This window comes from Pseudomonas sp. Pseusp18, from assembly GCF_059506005.1.
This window is the reverse complement of record NZ_CP169240.1, coordinates 5,419,339-5,437,412: the sequence shown is the minus strand read 5'-3', so window position 1 is coordinate 5,437,412 and position 18,074 is coordinate 5,419,339. Positions and strand designations below refer to the sequence as shown.

Genomic DNA, 18,074 nt, shown 5'->3' with positions numbered 1-18,074 from the left:
CACAATGAAAAAGCCCGCTGGACCAGTGACGGTCAGCGGGCTTTGAGATTTTCATTGGGAGTGCGGGCCTCTTCTCGGGCAGCCACCAACGATCTAAACCCTGGCACTCACCTCACTGCGATTAACCAACGCTTCCAACGCACCACTCAAACTCGCTGCCTTCTCACCAATCAACAGATGCCAAATGCCGTCCTCAAGTTGGCTGACACCCTGGCAACCAAGCGTTTTCAACTGGCCTTCCGACAACCCCGTGCCATCCGCCAGCTGCAACCGAATCCGGGTCATGGCGATGCAGTCCATCTGCAGCACATTCTCGCCGCCGCCCAGCGCCTTCAACCATTGCTGGGCTTCAGTGTTCGTTACTGCCACAGGTTTTGGCTCATCGATATCAACGGCAGGGGAGGCGATAACCGCGCGACCCAAAGCAGGCAGCGCCAAGCGGATCTCATCGGCGATGCTGTCCGCCATCGGCCCGACCACCACCTGCAAACTGCCGCCCTTGCCCGGACGCACTACCGCCATCGCACCCAATGCTTTCAAGTCCGCATCCGAGGCCTTGTTGCGATCAACCATGTCCAACCGCAACCGTGTCGTACACGCACCCACCGTGATCAAATTCTCCGCACCGCCCAGCGCCTTGATATATGCACCGGCGCGCTCATTCTCGGCGACCACAACTTTGTCGCCAGCCGGAACATCCTCACGCCCCGGCGTCTTGAGGTTGAAGCGGCGGATACAGAAATCAAACACCACGTAGTAGATCACTGCATACGCCAGACCCACGGGAAGTACGCGCCAGCCGTTGGTGGATTCACCCCAGCCCAGAATCATGTCGATGAAACCGCCGGAAAAGGTAAACCCCAGGTGAATGTTCAGCAGGTTGGTGACGGCCATCGACAGCCCCGTCAGCAACGCGTGCAGTAAAAACAGCAGCGGTGCGAGGAACATGAAGGCGAATTCGATCGGTTCGGTGACGCCGGTCAAAAACGAGGTCAGGGCCATGGACAGGAAAATCCCGCCCATGACTTTGCGCCGTTCCGGCAGGGCGTTGCGGTACATCGCCAGGCACGCGGCGGGCAGGCCGAAGATCATCATCGGGAACATGCCGGTCATGAACTGGCCGCCTTTCGGGTCGCCGGCAAAGTAGCGTGACAGGTCGCCGGTCACCAGTGCGCCCGTGGTCGGGTCGGTGAAGTTGCCGAACACGAACCACGCCATGTTGTTGAGGATGTGGTGCAGGCCGGTGACGATCAGCAAGCGGTTGAACACGCCGAAGATGAACGCACCGAAGCTGCCGCTCTCCATCATCAACGTGCCGAAGCCGTTGATGCCATGCTGGATTGGCGGCCAGATGTAGCCGAACACCACGCCGAGGCCAACCGCCGCGAACCCGGTGACAATCGGCACGAAACGCCGCCCGCCGAAGAACGCCAGGTATTCCGGCAGCTTGATGTCTTTGAAGCGGTTGTACAGCGCTCCCGCCATCAGGCCGCTGATGATCCCGGCCAGCATGCCCATGTTGATGCTCGAATCGAGCACCTTGAGGGTGGAGATCATCACCAGATAACCAATGACACCGGCCAGGCCTGCGGTGCCGTTGTTGTCCTTGGCAAAGCCGACCGCGATGCCGATGGCGAAGATCAGCGCCAGGTTGGCGAAAATCACCTGGCCGGCGTCGTGGATGATCGCGATGTCCAGCAGGTCAGTGTCGCCCAGACGCAGCAGTAACCCGGCAATCGGCAAGATCGCGATCGGCAGCATCAGTGCGCGACCGAGGCGCTGCAGGCCTTCGATGAAGTATTGGTACATGGCGGATCTCCCTGGATTCTTATCGTTGTTGTTCAGCTCAGAGGCCATTGCTGGTGACAGGCATGACGCACCGCGCCGGCGCTGCTCAGCTTGAGCAGGTCCTGGCTGATGCGTCGGCATTCGGTGGCGTCGAGGTGGCGCACGCGGTCCTTGATTTCACCGATTTGCACCGGGCTGACCGACAACTCGCTGACCCCCAGGCCAATCAATACCGGTGTGGCCAACGGATCGGAAGCGAGGGCGCCGCAGACCCCGACCCAGCGGTTATGCACCGCCGCACCGGCGCAGGTCTGGGCGATCAGCCGCAGCAGCGCCGGGTGCATCGCATCGACGCGGGCGGCGAGACCAGCGTGGTCGCGGTCCATGGCCAGGGTGTATTGCGACAAGTCGTTGGTGCCGATGGACAGGAAGTCCGCATGCTCGGCCAGTTGCTCGGCCAGCAGCGCGGCGGCCGGAACCTCGATCATCACGCCCAGCTGCGGGCGTTCACTCACATTGAGTTCAATGCACAATGCGTCGAGACGCTGGCGGATGTGCAGCAACTCATCGACTTCGGTGACCATCGGCAACAGGATCCGGCAACGCGACAGCGGGCTGACCTGCAGCAGGGCGCGCAGTTGCTGATCCAGCAGTTCCGGGCGCACCTGAGCCAGACGAATGCCGCGCAAACCAAGCACCGGGTTCGCTTCGACAGGGAGCGGTAAATAGTCGAGCTGTTTATCACCACCGACATCGATGGTGCGGATGATCACCGACTTGTCGCCCATGGCGTCGAGCACGGCTTGATAGGCAACGTGCTGCTCCTGTTCGTCCGGTGCGGTTTGGCGGTCGACGAAGAGGAATTCGGTACGCAGCAGACCGACGCCATCGGCACCGTTGGCCAGGGCATCAGCTGCCTCGGCACTGGACGCGACATTGGCGGCGACTTCGATTGGCAAACCATCAAGTGTCACTGCCGGGACGTGGGCCTGAGACTGTTGAAGCGCGCGACGTTGCTGATGATCGAGTTGCGCCTGATGCACCTCGGCCAGGCGCTCGGCAGTCGGCATCAGTTCGAGGCGACCGCCGTCGGCATCCAGCACCACCGCTTGACCTTGCTCCTGATCGAGCAGCGTCGAGCCCAGTGCAACCATGCACGGCAAGCCTTTGCCGCGAGCGAGAATCGCCACATGGGACGTCGCGCCACCTTCGGCCATGCACAAACCTGCCACCCCTTGCTGGCTCAGTTGCAGCAAATCGGACGGCGTCAGTTCATGGGCCGCGACGATAGCGCCGGCCGGCACGTCGTAATGCCAGGCTTCGCCGAGCAGGGCACGCAGCACCCGTTGCTTGAGGTCGCGCAGGTCGTTGGCGCGTTCGGCCAGCAACGGGCTGCCGAGTTGCAGCAGCACCTCGCATTGCACGTCGATGGATTGACTCCAGGCGTGAGTCGCGGCGATGCCTTGGTCGATGGATTGATGAGCCGCATCGAGCAGCGCCGGGTCTTCGAGCAACGCCAGATGCGCGGCGAAGATGGCTTCTTCATCGGTGTTCTTGTGCTTCTTCGCTTGGGCCAGTGTGCCGTCGATTTCGCTGCGTACTTGAGTCAGCGCGGTGTCCAGCGCGTGACGTTGTTGCTTCGGCTCATGATTACCAGCATCTATTGGCAGGCTGATCGAGTTCAGACGAAACAACGGCCCACCCACCAGGCCGGGCGCCGCGCACACGCCGTGCAGCACGCCCGCTTCGGCGGGGCGATTGCGTTGGGTTATTGGTGTTGATGCGGCAGCGTGGTTGTCTTCGGCCAGGGCTGTGGATAACGCGGCCAATAAAGCTTGCAGCGCAGCTTCGGCGTCCGGCCCTTGGCAGCTGACAAGGATTTCATCCTGCTCACCGACAGCCAGCCCCATCAGGCCGATCAAACTGTCGCAGGCTGCCGATTTACCGGCGAAGTGCAGCCAGGATTTGCTCTTGAACTGTTGGGCGGTCTGGCGGATCAGCGCCGCAGGCCGGGCGTGCAAGCCACCGCGATGGGCGACATGAACATGCCCTTGAACCTCGATGCCAACGACCTCGATGTCGATCTGCACGCCGTTGGTTACTTTCGGCACGACGTGCAGCAACGGATCGCCGACCTTCACCGATTTCAGCGTAATCGGTCGTGCTTGAAAGTCCTGGCTGTTGGTCAGGATCATCAGGCTGACCAGGCTTTTGCACTGCTGGGCGACCTGGTCCAGGTCGTAGCGCAGCAGCGGCTGGCCATTGCTGACTCGTGCACCTTCCTTGACCAGCATCGAGAAACCGACACCCTGCAACTCGACCGTATCGAGGCCCAGGTGCAGCAGTAACTCGGCACCGTTATCGGCACGCAAGGTGATGGCGTGACCGGTGCGGGCGACGTGGATCACGACCGCTTCACAGGGTGAATACAGCGTGTCGTTCAATGGATCGATGGCGATCCCGTCGCCCATGGCGCCACTGGCGAACACCGGGTCCGGGACTTTGGCGAGTGTGAGCACCGGGCCGCTGAGCGGGGCGCTGAGGGTCAGCTCTTTATTGTTGTTGTGCATGGCTCGGTCTCATCAATAAAACTACGGTTCGGATCAACTCGCCCTCTGTAGGAGCTATCGAGCGGAGCGAGGCTGCGATCTGTTCAACGCAGGATCAAAAGATCGCAGCCTCGTTTCACTCGGCAGCTCCTACAGGGTGTACGCCGAGCTTTTGTAGGAGCTGGCGAAGCCTGCGATCTTTTGACTTTGCTTTTCAAAGGCAGGATCAAAAGATCGCAGCCTCGCTCCGCTCGACAGCTCCTACGGCGGATTCGCCCGCCTTCAATGTGTGCGCGTCACTTTGCTCAAATGGCGCGGTTGGTCCGGGTTCATGTCGCGGGCGACGGCCAGGCCGGCGGCCATGACGTAGAAACTCTGGATCGCCAGAATCGGGTCCAGGGCCGGGTGTTCGGCACGAGTCAGGGTCAGGTCGCGTTCGGCGACGTCATCTGGCGCGGCCAGCAGCACGCGGGCGCCGCGTTGACGCATGTCGGCGGCCAGGCTCAGCAACCCGGCCTGCTCGGCACCGCGCGGGGCGAAGATCAGCAGGTGGTAGTTCTCGTCGATCAACGCCATCGGGCCGTGCCGCACTTCGGCGCTGCTGAAGGCTTCGGCCTGGATCGCCGAGGTTTCCTTGAACTTGAGTGCCGCTTCTTGGGCGATGGCGAAACCGGCGCCACGGCCGATCACCATCAAGCGTTGGCAATTGCGCAACGTATCGATAGCCAGGCTCCAGTCCTGTTGCGCCGCTTCGCGCAAACCATCCGGCAGGGCAAAGCCGGCTTCCAGCAACTCCACATCTTCTTTCCAGTGGGCGATCAGGCGGGCGCTGGCGGTGAGGGTGGCAATAAAACTCTTGGTCGCGGCGACGCTGCTTTCGGTGCCGGCGCACAGCGGCAGGCTGAATTCGCAGGCCGCTTCCAAAGGCGAGTTCTCGGCATTGACCATGGAAATGCTCAGGGCGCCGCGCTTGCGTAGCAGACGCAGGCTGTTCACCAGATCCGGGCTCTGCCCCGACTGCGAGAAGGCGAACGCGACCTGGCCGCTGACCTTCAACGGCGCTTGTTGCATGGTCACCACCGACATTGGCAACGACGCCACCGGAATGCCCAGTTGCTGCATGGTCAGGTAGGCGAAGTAGCTCGCCGCATGGTCGGAGCTGCCACGAGCCACGGTCATCACCACTTGCGGCGGCTGACGGCGCAGGCGTCCGGCGATCTCGATCATCTGCGGGTCGAGTTGCTGCAATTGGGCTTGCACGGCCTCGAACGAGGACAGCGCCTCTTCAAGCATTTTTGAAGTCAATGTCTTCTCCTTCGACCATGACGGCGGTCAGTGTGAGTGAGCGATCCAGCCGCACGCAGTCGGCCCAGGCGCTGGGTTGCAGGCGCCCGCGTTCTTGAAGGCCGAGGTAGTCGGCGGGGAATTGCGAAAGACGTTGCGAGGCTTCGCTGATCGGCAGACCGATCTTCACCAGATTGCGCAGAGCCTGATCCATGGTCAGAGTGCTGCCGGCCAGCGTGCCGTCGGGCAGGCGCACTCCGCCCAGGCATTTGGTCACGGTGTGGCTGCCAAGCTTGTATTCGCCGTCGGGCATGCCGGCGGCGGCGGTGGAATCGGTGACGCAATACAGGCACGGGATCGAACGCAGGGCCACGCGGATCGCACCGGGGTGCACGTGCAGCAAGTCCGGAATCAGCTCGGCGTATTTGGCGTGGGCCAGCGCCGCGCCGACGATGCCGGGTTCGCGGTGATGCAGCGGGCTCATGGCGTTGTAGAGGTGGGTGAAACTGCTGGCGCCGGCGGCCAGCGCGGCGACGCCTTCCTCGTAACTGCCCAGCGTGTGGCCGATTTGCATGCGCACGCCGCGAGCGCTGAGGGCGCGGATCAAACCGTCGTGGCCGGCGATTTCCGGGGCAATGGTGATCACCCGGATCGGCGCCAGTGCCAGGTATTCCTCGACTTCGGTCATCAACGCGGTGTGGGCGAAATTCGGTTGGGCGCCGAGTTTGCCGGGGTTGATGTAGGGGCCCTCCAGATGCACGCCGAGTACCCGGGCGCTGCCTTTGGGCCGCTGCTCGCAGAACTCGCCGACGGCTTTGAGCACACTGGAAATCTCTTCGCTCGGCGCGGTCATGGTGGTCGCCAGCAGCGACGTGGTGCCGAAGCGCACGTGGGTTCTGGTGATGGTTTCGAAGGCTGGCGCGCCTTCCATGATGTCTTTGCCACCGCCGCCGTGAACGTGCAGGTCGATGAAACCCGGCAGCAGGTAAGGCAGGTCGTTGTCCGCCGGATCGCACGGCTGGCCTTCGATGGACACGACCTTGCCGTGCTCATGGATCAGCCGGCCACGAACCCAGCCGTGGGCGGTGAGGATGTTGTCTTCGGACATGGGCAGCTCTCTGGTTTAACGGCGCCGTGACTTAACGACGAAGCAGTTTGGCTAGCGGCGAAGTTCTGCGACGAAGTCGTAGTAGTCGTTGCGGCAATAGGTGTCGGTGACTTCGATCGGCGTGTTGTCTTCCAGGTAGCCGACCCGGGTCATCAGCAGCATGGCGGTGCCGGGGGCGATGCCCACCAGCGCGGCGAATTCGTCGGAGGCGTTGATCGCCTGAATGTGTTGCAGGGCGCGGACCACCGGTTTGCCAATGCCGTCGAGGTATTCGTAGAGGGAATCGCCTACCGCTTGGGGCTTGGGAATGATCGACGCGGGCAGGGTGCTCATCTCGATTGCCATCACTGTGTCGTCGGCTTTGCGCAAGCGTTTGAGCCGCGCGACCTTGTCGTTGGGCGAGAGACCGAGGCGGATCAGTTCTTCGTGGGTCGGCGGGGTGATTTCCCGTTCCAGCCATTGCGAGCCGGGGACGAAACCCTTGAGGCGGAGCATTTCGCTGAAGCCCGAGAGACGCGACAGCGGTTGTTCCAGGCGTGGCGTGATGAACGTGCCGGAACCTTGGTTGCGGCGGATTAGGCCTTGCTCGAACAGCACTTCCAGCGCTTTGCGTGCGGTGACGCGGGAGATGCCCAGCATTTCGCTGAGGTTGCGTTCCGACGGCATGGCCTGCTCGGCTTTCCACTGGCCGGCGTGGATTGCCGCTTCCAGATTGCGCGCCAGTTGCAAGTACAGCGGCGTGGGCTGGGTGTCGTCAGGGCGTAGGGCTCGTAGGTCGTTCATGTAGGTTTGGTCCGATGCGGATATAGGATTGTTGTCGCCCGGTAATGCGGCGAAACTAATACCACTTAAATACCATGTCAATGCCAGTACTTTGCTGTGGACGCAGCAAAACCAGCCCTTGTGGGTGGTCTTCAGAGGACTTGGTTTCAAGTGGTATTAGAGGTGGGGATTTTGAAAGCAAAGATCGCAGCCTGAGGCAGCGCCTACAGGGAGCATTGGTATCTACCCGGTAGGCGCTGCCGAAGGCTGCGATCTTTTGATTTATTTTTTTGAAGCCGACCGAAGGTAGCGGCCAGAACACGAACTCAGCTGCTGTGGCGAGGGGGCTTGCCCCCGTTCGGCTGCGAAGCAGTCGCAAAATCAGCAGGCGCGGTGAGCCAGACAGGATGCAGTTTCAGGTTTTAGCACTGCTTCGCAGCGCAACGGGGGCAAGCCCCCTCGCCACAGGTAGGCTCCCCCACCGCAAAAGCCCTTTACGGGCGGATTTCGATCATCGTGCCGTCCGGTACCAGGCCCCACACTTCGCGCATGTCCATGTTGCGCATGGCGATGCAGCCGTCGGTCCAGTCCAGCGTGTGGAACAGGTTTTCCGGGTTCTCTTCGGTGTCCGGAGTACCGTGGATCATGATCATGCCGCCAGGCTCGACGCCTTCGCGCCGGGCACGGGCGGAATCGCTGATGTTGGGGTAGGAGATGTGCATCGCCAGGTTGTAACGATCGCTGGTCTTGCGCCAGTCCAGCCAGTAAAGGCCTTCGGGGGTGCGTTTATCACCTTCCATCAGTTTTGGGCCAATGGGGCGTTTGCCCAATGAAATGCGATAGGTTTTGAACGGCTTGCCATCGTTGATCAACTGCAACTGATGGGCAGATTTGAGGACCAGAACTTTTTCGATGACTTTACCGTCCGGGGCGGCCGCGACGGAAGCCTGGGAGACTGCGACGAACGATAAGCAAAACAGGGCAAGCAACCAGCGCATTGAAACGATATCCCTAAGAGGTGTCGCGACTATTTTATTTATAGATGGTTTTTTACTAACAAGTGCTTAGATGATGGCAGGCTGAGCGAGTGGCGGGATCGATTCGGACCGCACGGGGTAGACCTCGGTCCGCCGGTCAGCGAAGAAGCATTCTAATGTACGGCCCACCGTGCGGAAAGCCAGTTCGCCCCAAGGAATATCGGCCTCTTCGAACAGCTGCACTTCCAGGCTCTCGGGGCCTGCGCGAAAATCCAGATCCACAAGCTCAGCGCGAAAGAACACATGCACCTGACTGATGTGCGGCACATCGATCAGCGTATAGATGCTCAGGTTGCGTACCCGGGCGCAAGCTTCTTCGGCGGTCTCGCGAATGGCGGCCTGTTCGATGGTCTCACCGTTTTCCATGAAACCGGCGGGCAGGGTCCAATAACCGAGCCGTGGCTCGATGGCGCGACGGCACAGCAATATCTTCGAACCCCAGGTCGGCACGCAACCGGCGACGATATTGGGGTTCTGGTAATGAATGGTGTGACAGCTGTCGCAGACAAAACGCAGGCGCGAATCGCCTTCGGGAATGCGCTGGGTCACCGGGTTGCCGCATTGACTGCAAAATTTCATGCTTGGGTTCCTGAATGCTGCGCCTATCTTGGCGTGCAGCGGTGTCGGTCGGCAAGTTGTCGTTTCGCGACATGAGGCTGTTCGGGGGTTGGGCGGCCGGTGCGATTGGTGCATGATGCAGGGTAAGGCACAGATCGAGAAGACTCATGCTGGACGAGCTACTGCACCGGGTAAGCAATCACACACCGCGTACGCTGGAAACCGACCGACGTTTCCCCGAAGCCGCGGTATTGGTGCCCATCACGCGCAGTGACGAACCTGAACTGGTCCTGACCCTTCGCGCCAGCGGGCTCTCGACCCATGGCGGTGAAGTCGCTTTTCCCGGCGGTCGACGCGACCCTGAAGACCCTGATCTGATCTTTACCGCTCTGCGCGAGGCCGAAGAAGAAATCGGCCTGCCGCCGGGGCTGGTCGAAGTGATCGGTCCACTGAGCCCGCTGATCTCCCTGCACGGCATCAAGGTCACGCCCTATGTCGGCGTGATTCCGGATTTCGTCGAATACCTGGCCAACGATGCCGAGATCGCCGCAGTGTTCAGCGTGCCCCTGGAATTCTTCCGCAAGGACCCGCGCGAGCACACCCACCGCATCGACTATCAAGGCCACAGTTGGTACGTGCCGAGCTATCGTTATGGCGAGTACAAGATCTGGGGGTTGACGGCGATCATGATCGTCGAGTTGATCAACCTGCTCTATGACGCGAAAATCAGCCTGCATCAACCGCCCAAGAGTTTTATCAACACCTGAAGCCATCGCTCGTATGGCGTGAATCCTGCTTTTCGCTAGTGAGCCAGCCTGGTCGTGAGGACAACAAGATGAAATACCGCCTGGGCGACGCCCGCGTCGAGACCCATCCGCAGAGCTGGGTCGCACCCAATGCCGTGCTGGTGGGCAAGGTCAAACTGGAAGAGGGCGCCAACGTCTGGTTCAACGCCGTGTTGCGTGGCGACAACGAATTGATCCTGATCGGCAAGAACAGCAACGTGCAGGACGGCACCGTGATGCACACCGACATGGGCTATCCGCTGACCATCGGTACCGGCGTGACCATCGGTCACAATGCCATGCTCCACGGCTGCACGGTGGGCGATTACAGTCTGATCGGCATCAACGCGGTGATCCTCAACGGCGCGAAAATTGGCAAGAACTGCATCATCGGCGCCAACTCGCTGATCGGTGAAGGCAAGGAAATTCCGGACGGCTCGCTGGTCATGGGCTCGCCGGGCAAGGTGGTACGCGAGCTGACCGAGCCGCAGAAGAAGATGCTTGAAGCCAGCGCCGCGCACTATGTGCACAACTCGCAGCGTTATGCCCGCGATCTGGTCGAGCAGGAACAATGAGCACCCCTGAACGTGAGCGACCGGTCCCGTCGCCGTGCGTGAGCATTTGTGCGCTGGATGAGGATGACATTTGCACCGGGTGTCAGCGCACGGTGGAAGAGATCACCCGCTGGAGCCGGATGGACAACGAGGAACGGCGCAAGGTGTTGGGGTTGTGTCATGAACGGGCGAAATCGAGTGGGCTGATCTGGATGTTGCCTTCCAAATCCGATTCCTGAATCGTTTGGTGCATTGTGGCGAGGGAGCTTGCTCCCGCTGGGCTGCGAAGCAGCCCCAAAATTGACCAATACATTCCATCTGACAGGCCACCCCACCCCAGATTTCAGGGCCGCTTCGCGCCCCAGCGGGAGCAAGCTCCCTCGCCACAGGTTATCTGTGCGCTGAAGATGAAGTACCCTGTGCACAAAATTGACAGGTATTCCCCGTCCCATGCTCTTCCTGATCGCCTACATCAGCAGCGTCGTGCTGATCAATTACGCCTTTTCCACCGCCCCGCACCTGGACATCATCTGGTCGGCCTGGGGTGGCCTGGTGTTCGTGCTGCGCGACATGGTGCAAACCCGCTTCGGCCATGGCGCGATCGCGGCGATGCTAGTGGCGCTGGGGCTGTCTTACGTCACCTCCGATCCCTCAATTGCTCTCGCCAGTGCCACGGCGTTCGCCGTGTCCGAATGCATCGACTGGCTGGTGTTCAGCCTCACCAAGCGCCCGTTGCACGATCGCCTGTGGATAAGTTCGGCCCTGAGCATCCCGCTGGACACCTTCATCTTCTTCGGCATGATCGATGCGCTCACACCGGGCGTGATCTTCACTGCGCTGGGTTCGAAGTTCGCGGGCGTCACCGTGGTCTGGTTGGCCATGGCATGGCGCCTGCGTAAACAGGCTGTCGTCAGCTGAAGCCAAACCCTCAGGTTCATGTAAAATGCCGCGCTTTCTCCCCATGGGAAGCGCGCTTCCCTCGATGATCCGCTCCTTTGAGGACCTGAGATGACCCGTATCGGAACTCCATTGTCGCCAACCGCGACCCGCGTATTGATGTGTGGCTGTGGTGAGTTGGGCAAGGAAGTGGTGATCGAGCTGCAACGCCTGGGCGTTGAAGTGATTGCCGTGGATCGCTACGCCAATGCGCCGGCCATGCAAGTCGCCCATCGCAGCCATGTGATCAACATGCTTGACGGCGCCGCCCTGCGTGCGGTGATCGAAGCCGAGAAGCCGCACTTCATCGTGCCGGAAATCGAAGCCATCGCCACCGCGACCCTGGTGGAGCTGGAATCCGAAGGTTTCACCGTGATCCCGACCGCTCGCGCCGCGCAGCTGACCATGAACCGCGAAGGCATCCGCCGCCTGGCCGCTGAAGAGCTGGACCTGCCGACATCGCCGTACCACTTCGCCGACACCTTCGAGGATTACCGCAAGGCAGTCGAAGACCTGGGCTTCCCGTGCGTGGTCAAGCCGGTCATGAGTTCCTCGGGTAAAGGCCAGAGCCTGCTGCGCAGCGTCGATGACGTGCAGAAAGCCTGGGATTACGCTCAAGAGGGTGGCCGCGCCGGTAAAGGTCGCGTGATCGTCGAAGGCTTCATCGACTTCGACTACGAAATCACTCTGCTGACCGTGCGTCACGTCGGCGGCACTACGTTCTGCGCGCCTGTCGGTCACCGTCAGGAGAAGGGCGACTACCAGGAATCCTGGCAGCCACAAGCTATGAGCCCGGTTGCCTTGGCCGAATCCGAGCGCGTTGCCAAAGCGGTCACCGAAGCCTTGGGCGGTCGTGGCCTGTTTGGCGTCGAGTTGTTCATCAAGGGTGATCAGGTGTGGTTCAGCGAAGTCTCGCCGCGCCCGCATGACACCGGTCTGGTGACCCTGATTTCCCAGGACCTGTCGCAGTTCGCGCTGCACGCACGGGCGATCCTGGGCCTGCCAATTCCATTGATCCGTCAGTTCGGCCCATCGGCGTCGGCGGTCATTCTGGTGGAAGGGCAGTCGACTCAGACTGCTTTCGCCAACCTGGGTGCAGCCTTGAGCGAGCCGGATACTGCGTTGCGTCTGTTCGGCAAGCCTGAGGTCAATGGTCAGCGGCGGATGGGTGTGGCGTTGGCGCGTGATGAGTCGATCGAGGCCGCTCGTGCCAAGGCGACCCGCGCGTCCCAAGCTGTCGTCGTAGAGCTGTAACCGAGGCGGGGCCATCGCGGGCAAGCCCGCGATGGCGGTCTATCAGGCAACCCGATTCAAATCGTTATTGCGCGTCTCCTTCAGGCACAGCACCGCTATCAAGCTCAGCACCGCCGCCCCCGACACATACCCGCCGACATAACTCAAACCGCCCATCGCCACCAGTTTTTGCGCAAAGAACGGTGCCGCCGAGGCGCCGACAATACCGCCCAGGTTGTAAGCCGCCGATGCGCCGGTATAGCGCACGTGGGTCGGAAACAGCTCCGGCAGCAGCGCGCCCATCGGCGCAAACGTCACGCCCATCAGAAACAGTTCTATGCACAGGAACAGCGCCACACCCCAGGTCGAGCCATGGGTCAGCAGCGGTTCCATCAAGAATCCGGACAGAATCGCCAGCACGCCGCCAATGATCAGCACCGGTTTACGCCCGAAACGGTCGCTGGCCCAGGCTGACAGCGGTGTTGCGGCCGCCATGAACAGCACCGCGAAACACAGCAGGGCGAGAAAGGTTTCCCGGGTGTAGCCAAGCGTCGACACACCGTAACTCAGCGAAAACACTGTCGAGATGTAAAACAGCGCATAGCACACCACCATCGACCCGGCGCCCAGCAGCATCGGTGCCCAGTATTGGCTGAACAGCTCGACCAACGGAATCTTCACCCGCTCCTGGCGAGCCACGGCGTTGGCGAACACCGGGGTTTCGTGGAGCTTGAGGCGTACGTACAGGCCCACCATTACCAGTGCGGCACTGAGCAGGAACGGAATCCGCCAGCCCCACGAACGGAATTGCTCGTCGTTCAGGCTCATGGCCAGGGTCAGGAACAGGCCGTTGGCCGCCAGAAACCCGATCGATGGGCCGAGCTGCGGAAACATGCCGAACCAGGCTCGCTTGCCTTTGGGCGCGTTCTCCGTGGCCAGCAATGCGGCGCCGCCCCATTCACCGCCCAGCCCCAGACCCTGGCCGAAGCGCAGCACGCAAAGCAGGATCGGCGCCCAGGCACCAATGCTGTCGTAACCCGGCAGCACGCCGATCAATGTGGTGCACACACCCATCAGCAGCAGCGAGGCAACCAGTGTCGATTTGCGTCCGATGCGGTCACCGAAATGGCCGAACAGCGCCGAACCCAATGGTCGTGCAAGGAAGGCGATACCGAAGGTAAGGAACGCCGACAGCATCTGGGCGGTGCCGGAGGTTTGTGGAAAGAACACCGGGCCGATCACTAGCGCCGCGGCAGTGGCGTAGACGTAGAAGTCATAGAACTCGATAGCCGTGCCAATGAAACTCGCGGTAGCCACGCGGGTGGCGGAGTTCGTCGGTTGGGCTGGCGTGGTGTCGCTGAACGTTGTGCTGGTCGTCATGCAGTTATCCCTGACAGTCATGTGCCCCAGTGGAGCGAATTATTATGGTCGAATACCCAGGGATGTGGGTTGAGACACGGTCGCTATTCAAGGTAGGAATAGTCGCCGCAGTGGTGCGGATGTTGTCGAAGAACTGGCCGGAACCTGCTGCATGCGGGGTAAGCACGTGGGTCGGCGGGAGGCTTGGGTAAGCCGGCTTGATTATAGGAAGGCGGCTAACGATCGAACAAGGGCATGGACATTGAAAAAGATCGCAGCCTCGCTTCGCTCGACAGCTCCTACAGTTTGGAATGAGTTCCCTTGTAGGAGCTGTCGAGCGAAGCGAGGCTGCGATCTTTTGGCAAACTAACGGATAAGCGCAGGAGCCGAACTGGTATGCCAGATCAGCACGCGTGTGACGCGATTCTCTTCCGTCTCCAGAATTTCCAGCCGATATCGCCCGATCTTCAGGCACACCGCACTGTCCGGAATCGTCTCCAACGCCTCGGTCACCAAACCGTTGAGGGTTTTCGGACCATCGCTGGGCAAATGCCAGCCGAGGCTCTTGTTCAGTTCGCGGATGGACGCTGCGCCATCAATTACCAGTCGGCCATCGGCCTGCGGGTGAATGTGCGGGTTATCCAGGGTGTGCTGGCTTTCGAACTCTCCGACGATTTCTTCGAGAATATCTTCCAGGGTCACGATACCCAGTACTTCCCCGTACTCGTCGACCACCATGCCCAAGCGCCTCTGCTGCTTGTGGAAGTTCAGCAATTGCAGCTGCAACGGCGTGCTTTCCGGCACGAAGTACGGTTCGTGACTGGCCGCCAGCAGCGCTTCCACGGTCAGGCTTGAATCCGGCAGCAAATGACGGATCTGTCGGGTGTTGAGCACCGCTTCAACCTGGTTGATGTCGCTGTGGAATACCGGCAGGCGGGTGCGTTTGTTGTGGCGCAGTTGCTCGATGATTTCTTCGAGGGGGTCGTCCAGGTTGATCCCGTCGACGTCGCTGCGTGGCACCAGAATATCGTTGACCGTGATGTTATCCAGTGCGTGGATACCTGACAGTGGGCGATAGGCCGCGTGTTCGTGATCGTCGTGCCGATCTGCCGGTGCCTCGTCTTCGCTTTGCTGCACCACGTTGATTTTGCGGGCGAATGGCCGCATCAGAAGTTGGCTGATGCCATTGAGTAGCCATGCGGCGGGATAGACGATTTTCAACGGTATGCCGAGCAGTGTGTTGCCCAAGGCCAGGACGGCATCCGGATAGCGGGCGGCGAGGGCGCGTGGCAGGTAGTCGGCGAACACCAGCAACACTGCGCCGGCACCGAGGCAGGCAATCCACGGGCCGTTTTGTGCCCAGGTGAAAATCGCCAGCAGGGTGCTGATAACCACCACCAGCGCGCGGCAGAGGGTATTGCAGAGGATCAGGCTATTGAGCGGAAAACTCAGCTTGGCCACGGGTTTGTCGCTGGAGCGCGAGGCTGTGCGCTGGGCCAGCAACTGCTGTTGTGCAACTTCGATGGCGGTAAACAGCCCCGACCATAGAATCAGCAGGGCCAGCACCGCAAGCATCGGCCCTATGGGCAAGTCGTCCATTAATGCCGCCCGTCAGATGTGCAGAATGTATTCGCGGACCAGCTTGCTGCCGAAATACGCCAGCATCAGCAGGCAGAAACCGGCAAGGGTCCAGCGGATGGCTTTGTGTCCGCGCCAGCCGAGACGGTTGCGCCCCCAGAGCAGCACGCTGAACACGATCCAGGCCAGGCACGCCAGCAGGGTTTTATGCACCAGGTGCTGGGCGAACAGGTTCTCGACGAACAGCCAGCCGGAAATCAGCGACAGCGACAGCAGGCTCCAGCCGGCCCAGAGGAAACCGAACAGCAGGCTTTCCATGGTTTGCAGCGGCGGGAAGTTCTTGATCAGCCCAGACGGATGCTTGTGCTTGAGCTGATGGTCCTGAACCAGCAGCAGCAAGGCCTGGAACACCGCGATGGTGAACATGCCGTAAGCGAGAATCGACAAGAGGATGTGGGCGAGAATGCCTGGCTCTTCGTCAATGATCTGCACCGTGCCAGCGGGGGCGAACTGTGCCAGCAGCGCGGTTGCGGCGCCCAGCGGGAACAGCAATATAAGCAGGTTTTCCACCGGAATCCGTGAACAGGCCAGCAAGGTCAGGGCGATGACCGCTGCGGCAATCAGGCTGGCGGCGCTGAAAAAGTCCAGGGCCAGGCCGACCGGAGTCAGCAGATAGCTGATCAGGCTGGCACTGTGGGCCAGCACGGCCAGTACGCCGAGCGTGACCAACAGGCGTTTGTTCGCCTTGGCGCCGGAGGCCAGACGAGTGCCTTGATAGAAGGTCGCAGCGGCATATAAGCAGGCGGCGGCGAGAGTAGTAAGCAAACTGGGTGACAAGGGGAGCATAAATCCTGTTAGGCAGGCCCGAAAGGCGTTGAGTTTGGCATAGAACCCATACGGCACGAAAGACTATGCAAGCTGACGGCGAGGTGTCCGCCAGACGCAGTCTTCGCTATAATCCGCGACCTGCCCACGCCGCAGGCTCGCCGAGCACATGTTGATTCCGGTCTGGGCCGCCATTATCCCGGTCTACACAGGGCCTGAAAGGATCGCGCAATGTTTGAAAACTTAACCGACCGTCTCTCGCAGACGCTGCGCCATGTCACCGGCAAGGCCAAGCTGACCGAAGACAACATCAAAGACACCCTGCGTGAAGTGCGCATGGCGTTGCTCGAGGCCGACGTCGCCTTGCCGGTGGTCAAAGACTTCGTCAATTCGGTCAAGGAACGCGCTGTCGGCACCGAGGTGTCGCGCAGCCTGACGCCGGGCCAGGCCTTCGTGAAGATCGTCCAGGCCGAACTCGAAAGCCTGATGGGCGCGGCCAACGAAGATTTGAACCTGAGCGCCGTTCCACCGGCCGTGGTTCTGATGGCCGGTTTGCAGGGTGCGGGTAAAACCACCACCGCCGGCAAACTGGCGCGCTTCCTTAAAGAGCGCAAGAAGAAGTCGGTCATGGTCGTGTCCGCGGACGTTTACCGTCCGGCGGCGATCAAGCAGCTGGAAACCCTGGCCAACGACATCGGCGTGACGTTCTTCCCGTCCGACCTGAGCCAGAAGCCGGTCGATATCGCGCAAGCGGCTATTAAAGAAGCCAAGCTGAAATTCATCGACGTGGTCATTGTCGACACCGCCGGTCGTTTGCACATCGACGAAGAGATGATGGGCGAGATCAAGGCGCTGCACGCCGCGATCAATCCGGTCGAAACCCTGTTCGTGGTCGATGCCATGACCGGCCAGGACGCCGCCAACACGGCCAAGGCCTTCGGTGATGCATTGCCGCTGACCGGTGTGATCCTGACCAAGGTCGACGGTGATGCCCGTGGCGGTGCCGCACTGTCGGTACGTGCCATTACCGGCAAGCCGATCAAGTTCATCGGTATGGGCGAGAAGAGCGAAGCGCTCGAACCGTTCCATCCTGAGCGTATCGCCTCGCGCATCCTCGGCATGGGCGACGTGCTCAGCCTGATCGAACAGGCCGAAGCGACCCTCGACAAGGACAAGGCCGACAAACTGGCCAAGAAGCTGAAGAAGGGCAAGGGTTTCGATCTCGAAGACTTCCGCGATCAGCTGCAGCAGATGAAGAACATGGGCGGTCTCGGCGGCCTCATGGACAAGCTGCCGAATATCGGCGGTGTGAACCTGGCGCAGATGGGCAATGCCCAGGGCGCGGCAGAGAAGCAATTCAAGCAGATGGAAGCCATCATCAATTCCATGACCCCGGCCGAGCGCCGCGACCCTGAGCTGATCAGTGGTTCGCGCAAGCGCCGGATCGCCATGGGTTCCGGCACCCAGGTGCAGGACATCGGTCGCTTGATCAAGCAGCACAAGCAGATGCAGAAGATGATGAAGAAATTCTCCGCGAAAGGCGGAATGGCCAAAATGATGCGCGGCATGGGCGGTATGTTGCCCGGCGGCGGCATGCCCAAGATGTAAAGAATTCGCGCAGGAGCTTGCTCCTGCGCCGACCCACACGGACGTGGGATCTCCAGCAAACCCGCACTTGGCGGGAGCTGACTGGCCATCTTCAACGATGGCTCTATAGC

At 60.9% G+C, this 18,074-nt stretch carries 16 protein-coding genes; 6 read left to right on the top strand and 10 right to left on the bottom strand.

Going from position 1 to position 18,074, the window contains the following annotated elements; genetic code table 11:
- Window positions 1–93: 93 nt before the first annotated feature.
- The 7 genes from nagE to ACEN9A_RS24395 form a co-directional block, all read right to left on the bottom strand.
- Window positions 94–1,809 (bottom strand): N-acetylglucosamine-specific PTS transporter subunit IIBC, encoded by a 1,716-nt coding sequence (gene nagE / locus ACEN9A_RS24425; RefSeq protein ID WP_258671087.1) that lies wholly within the window; start codon window positions 1,807–1,809, stop codon window positions 94–96.
- Window positions 1,810–1,841: 32 nt separating this feature from the next.
- Window positions 1,842–4,358, bottom strand: coding sequence for a phosphoenolpyruvate--protein phosphotransferase (ptsP, locus tag ACEN9A_RS24420; RefSeq protein WP_258671086.1), 2,517 nt, complete (start codon window positions 4,356–4,358; stop codon window positions 1,842–1,844).
- A 261-nt stretch (window positions 4,359–4,619) separates the two neighbouring features.
- The gene (locus ACEN9A_RS24415; protein WP_258674213.1) at window positions 4,620–5,630 is read right to left on the bottom strand and encodes an SIS domain-containing protein; all 1,011 of its coding nucleotides are present in this window, start codon (window positions 5,628–5,630) and stop codon (window positions 4,620–4,622) included.
- Complete coding sequence (nagA, locus tag ACEN9A_RS24410; RefSeq protein ID WP_258671085.1) at window positions 5,623–6,729, bottom strand: N-acetylglucosamine-6-phosphate deacetylase; 1,107 nt, start codon at window positions 6,727–6,729, stop codon at window positions 5,623–5,625. Before nagA ends, ACEN9A_RS24415 begins: the two co-directional genes overlap by 8 nt.
- 51 nt (window positions 6,730–6,780) lie before the next feature.
- On the bottom strand, window positions 6,781–7,512 hold the full coding sequence (locus ACEN9A_RS24405; protein ID WP_258671084.1) for a GntR family transcriptional regulator: 732 nt from the start codon (window positions 7,510–7,512) through the stop codon (window positions 6,781–6,783).
- Window positions 7,513–7,985: 473 nt separating this feature from the next.
- On the bottom strand, window positions 7,986–8,489 hold the full coding sequence (locus ACEN9A_RS24400) for a L,D-transpeptidase family protein (protein ID WP_019647759.1): 504 nt from the start codon (window positions 8,487–8,489) through the stop codon (window positions 7,986–7,988).
- A gap of 66 nt (window positions 8,490–8,555) precedes the next feature.
- Complete coding sequence (locus ACEN9A_RS24395; protein WP_019647760.1) at window positions 8,556–9,107, bottom strand: NUDIX hydrolase; 552 nt, start codon at window positions 9,105–9,107, stop codon at window positions 8,556–8,558.
- A 146-nt stretch (window positions 9,108–9,253) separates the two neighbouring features.
- Between ACEN9A_RS24395 and ACEN9A_RS24390 the strand changes: the two genes are divergently transcribed.
- The 5 genes from ACEN9A_RS24390 (at window position 9,254) to purT (ending at window position 12,615) form a co-directional block, all read left to right on the top strand.
- Window positions 9,254–9,853, top strand: coding sequence for a CoA pyrophosphatase (locus tag ACEN9A_RS24390; protein ID WP_018927081.1), 600 nt, complete (start codon window positions 9,254–9,256; stop codon window positions 9,851–9,853).
- Between the two features lie 68 nt (window positions 9,854–9,921).
- Window positions 9,922–10,446, top strand: coding sequence for a gamma carbonic anhydrase family protein (locus tag ACEN9A_RS24385; protein WP_007936184.1), 525 nt, complete (start codon window positions 9,922–9,924; stop codon window positions 10,444–10,446).
- The gene (locus ACEN9A_RS24380; protein ID WP_105340210.1) at window positions 10,443–10,664 is read left to right on the top strand and encodes a DUF1289 domain-containing protein; all 222 of its coding nucleotides are present in this window, start codon (window positions 10,443–10,445) and stop codon (window positions 10,662–10,664) included. The genes ACEN9A_RS24385 and ACEN9A_RS24380 overlap by 4 nt, the downstream gene beginning before the upstream one ends.
- Window positions 10,665–10,875: 211 nt before the next feature.
- On the top strand, window positions 10,876–11,343 hold the full coding sequence (locus ACEN9A_RS24375) for a VUT family protein (protein ID WP_018927079.1): 468 nt from the start codon (window positions 10,876–10,878) through the stop codon (window positions 11,341–11,343).
- 90 nt (window positions 11,344–11,433) lie between these two features.
- Window positions 11,434–12,615 (top strand): formate-dependent phosphoribosylglycinamide formyltransferase, encoded by a 1,182-nt coding sequence (gene purT / locus ACEN9A_RS24370; RefSeq protein WP_258671083.1) that lies wholly within the window; start codon window positions 11,434–11,436, stop codon window positions 12,613–12,615.
- Window positions 12,616–12,657: 42 nt separating this feature from the next.
- On the opposite strand, the gene ACEN9A_RS24365 is transcribed toward purT, so the two are convergent.
- The 3 genes from ACEN9A_RS24365 to ACEN9A_RS24355 all read right to left on the bottom strand — a co-directional run bounded on the left by ACEN9A_RS24365 (window position 12,658) and on the right by ACEN9A_RS24355 (window position 16,377).
- Complete coding sequence (locus ACEN9A_RS24365; RefSeq protein WP_258671082.1) at window positions 12,658–13,974, bottom strand: MFS transporter; 1,317 nt, start codon at window positions 13,972–13,974, stop codon at window positions 12,658–12,660.
- Between the two features lie 345 nt (window positions 13,975–14,319).
- A complete protein-coding gene (locus ACEN9A_RS24360) occupies window positions 14,320–15,552 on the bottom strand; it encodes a transporter associated domain-containing protein (RefSeq protein WP_258671081.1) in 1,233 nt (410 codons plus the stop codon).
- A 12-nt stretch (window positions 15,553–15,564) separates the two neighbouring features.
- The gene (locus ACEN9A_RS24355; protein ID WP_019647764.1) at window positions 15,565–16,377 is read right to left on the bottom strand and encodes a cytochrome C assembly family protein; all 813 of its coding nucleotides are present in this window, start codon (window positions 16,375–16,377) and stop codon (window positions 15,565–15,567) included.
- Between the two features lie 210 nt (window positions 16,378–16,587).
- Between ACEN9A_RS24355 and ffh the strand changes: the two genes are divergently transcribed.
- On the top strand, window positions 16,588–17,964 hold the full coding sequence (gene ffh, locus ACEN9A_RS24350; RefSeq protein WP_007941401.1) for a signal recognition particle protein: 1,377 nt from the start codon (window positions 16,588–16,590) through the stop codon (window positions 17,962–17,964).
- The last annotated feature ends 110 nt before the right edge of the window (window positions 17,965–18,074 follow it).

Bases quoted from the DNA above. Each gene is read 5' to 3' on its own strand.
- nagA (WP_258671085.1), bottom strand. From the start codon at position 6,729: ATGTCCGAAGACAACATCCTCACCGCCCACGGCTGGGTTCGTGGCCGG.
- ACEN9A_RS24365 (WP_258671082.1), bottom strand. From the start codon at position 13,974: ATGACGACCAGCACAACGTTCAGCGACACCACGCCAGCCCAACCGACG.
- ACEN9A_RS24395 (WP_019647760.1), bottom strand. From the start codon at position 9,107: ATGAAATTTTGCAGTCAATGCGGCAACCCGGTGACCCAGCGCATTCCC.
- ACEN9A_RS24415 (WP_258674213.1), bottom strand. From the start codon at position 5,630: ATGCTTGAAGAGGCGCTGTCCTCGTTCGAGGCCGTGCAAGCCCAATTG.
- ACEN9A_RS24380 (WP_105340210.1), top strand. From the start codon at position 10,443: ATGAGCACCCCTGAACGTGAGCGACCGGTCCCGTCGCCGTGCGTGAGC.
- ACEN9A_RS24405 (WP_258671084.1), bottom strand. From the start codon at position 7,512: ATGAACGACCTACGAGCCCTACGCCCTGACGACACCCAGCCCACGCCG.
- ACEN9A_RS24385 (WP_007936184.1), top strand. From the start codon at position 9,922: ATGAAATACCGCCTGGGCGACGCCCGCGTCGAGACCCATCCGCAGAGC.
- ffh (WP_007941401.1), top strand. From the start codon at position 16,588: ATGTTTGAAAACTTAACCGACCGTCTCTCGCAGACGCTGCGCCATGTC.
- ACEN9A_RS24375 (WP_018927079.1), top strand. From the start codon at position 10,876: ATGCTCTTCCTGATCGCCTACATCAGCAGCGTCGTGCTGATCAATTAC.
- ACEN9A_RS24390 (WP_018927081.1), top strand. From the start codon at position 9,254: ATGCTGGACGAGCTACTGCACCGGGTAAGCAATCACACACCGCGTACG.
- ptsP (WP_258671086.1), bottom strand. From the start codon at position 4,358: ATGCACAACAACAATAAAGAGCTGACCCTCAGCGCCCCGCTCAGCGGC.
- ACEN9A_RS24355 (WP_019647764.1), bottom strand. From the start codon at position 16,377: ATGCTCCCCTTGTCACCCAGTTTGCTTACTACTCTCGCCGCCGCCTGC.
- ACEN9A_RS24360 (WP_258671081.1), bottom strand. From the start codon at position 15,552: ATGGACGACTTGCCCATAGGGCCGATGCTTGCGGTGCTGGCCCTGCTG.
- purT (WP_258671083.1), top strand. From the start codon at position 11,434: ATGACCCGTATCGGAACTCCATTGTCGCCAACCGCGACCCGCGTATTG.
- nagE (WP_258671087.1), bottom strand. From the start codon at position 1,809: ATGTACCAATACTTCATCGAAGGCCTGCAGCGCCTCGGTCGCGCACTG.
- ACEN9A_RS24400 (WP_019647759.1), bottom strand. From the start codon at position 8,489: ATGCGCTGGTTGCTTGCCCTGTTTTGCTTATCGTTCGTCGCAGTCTCC.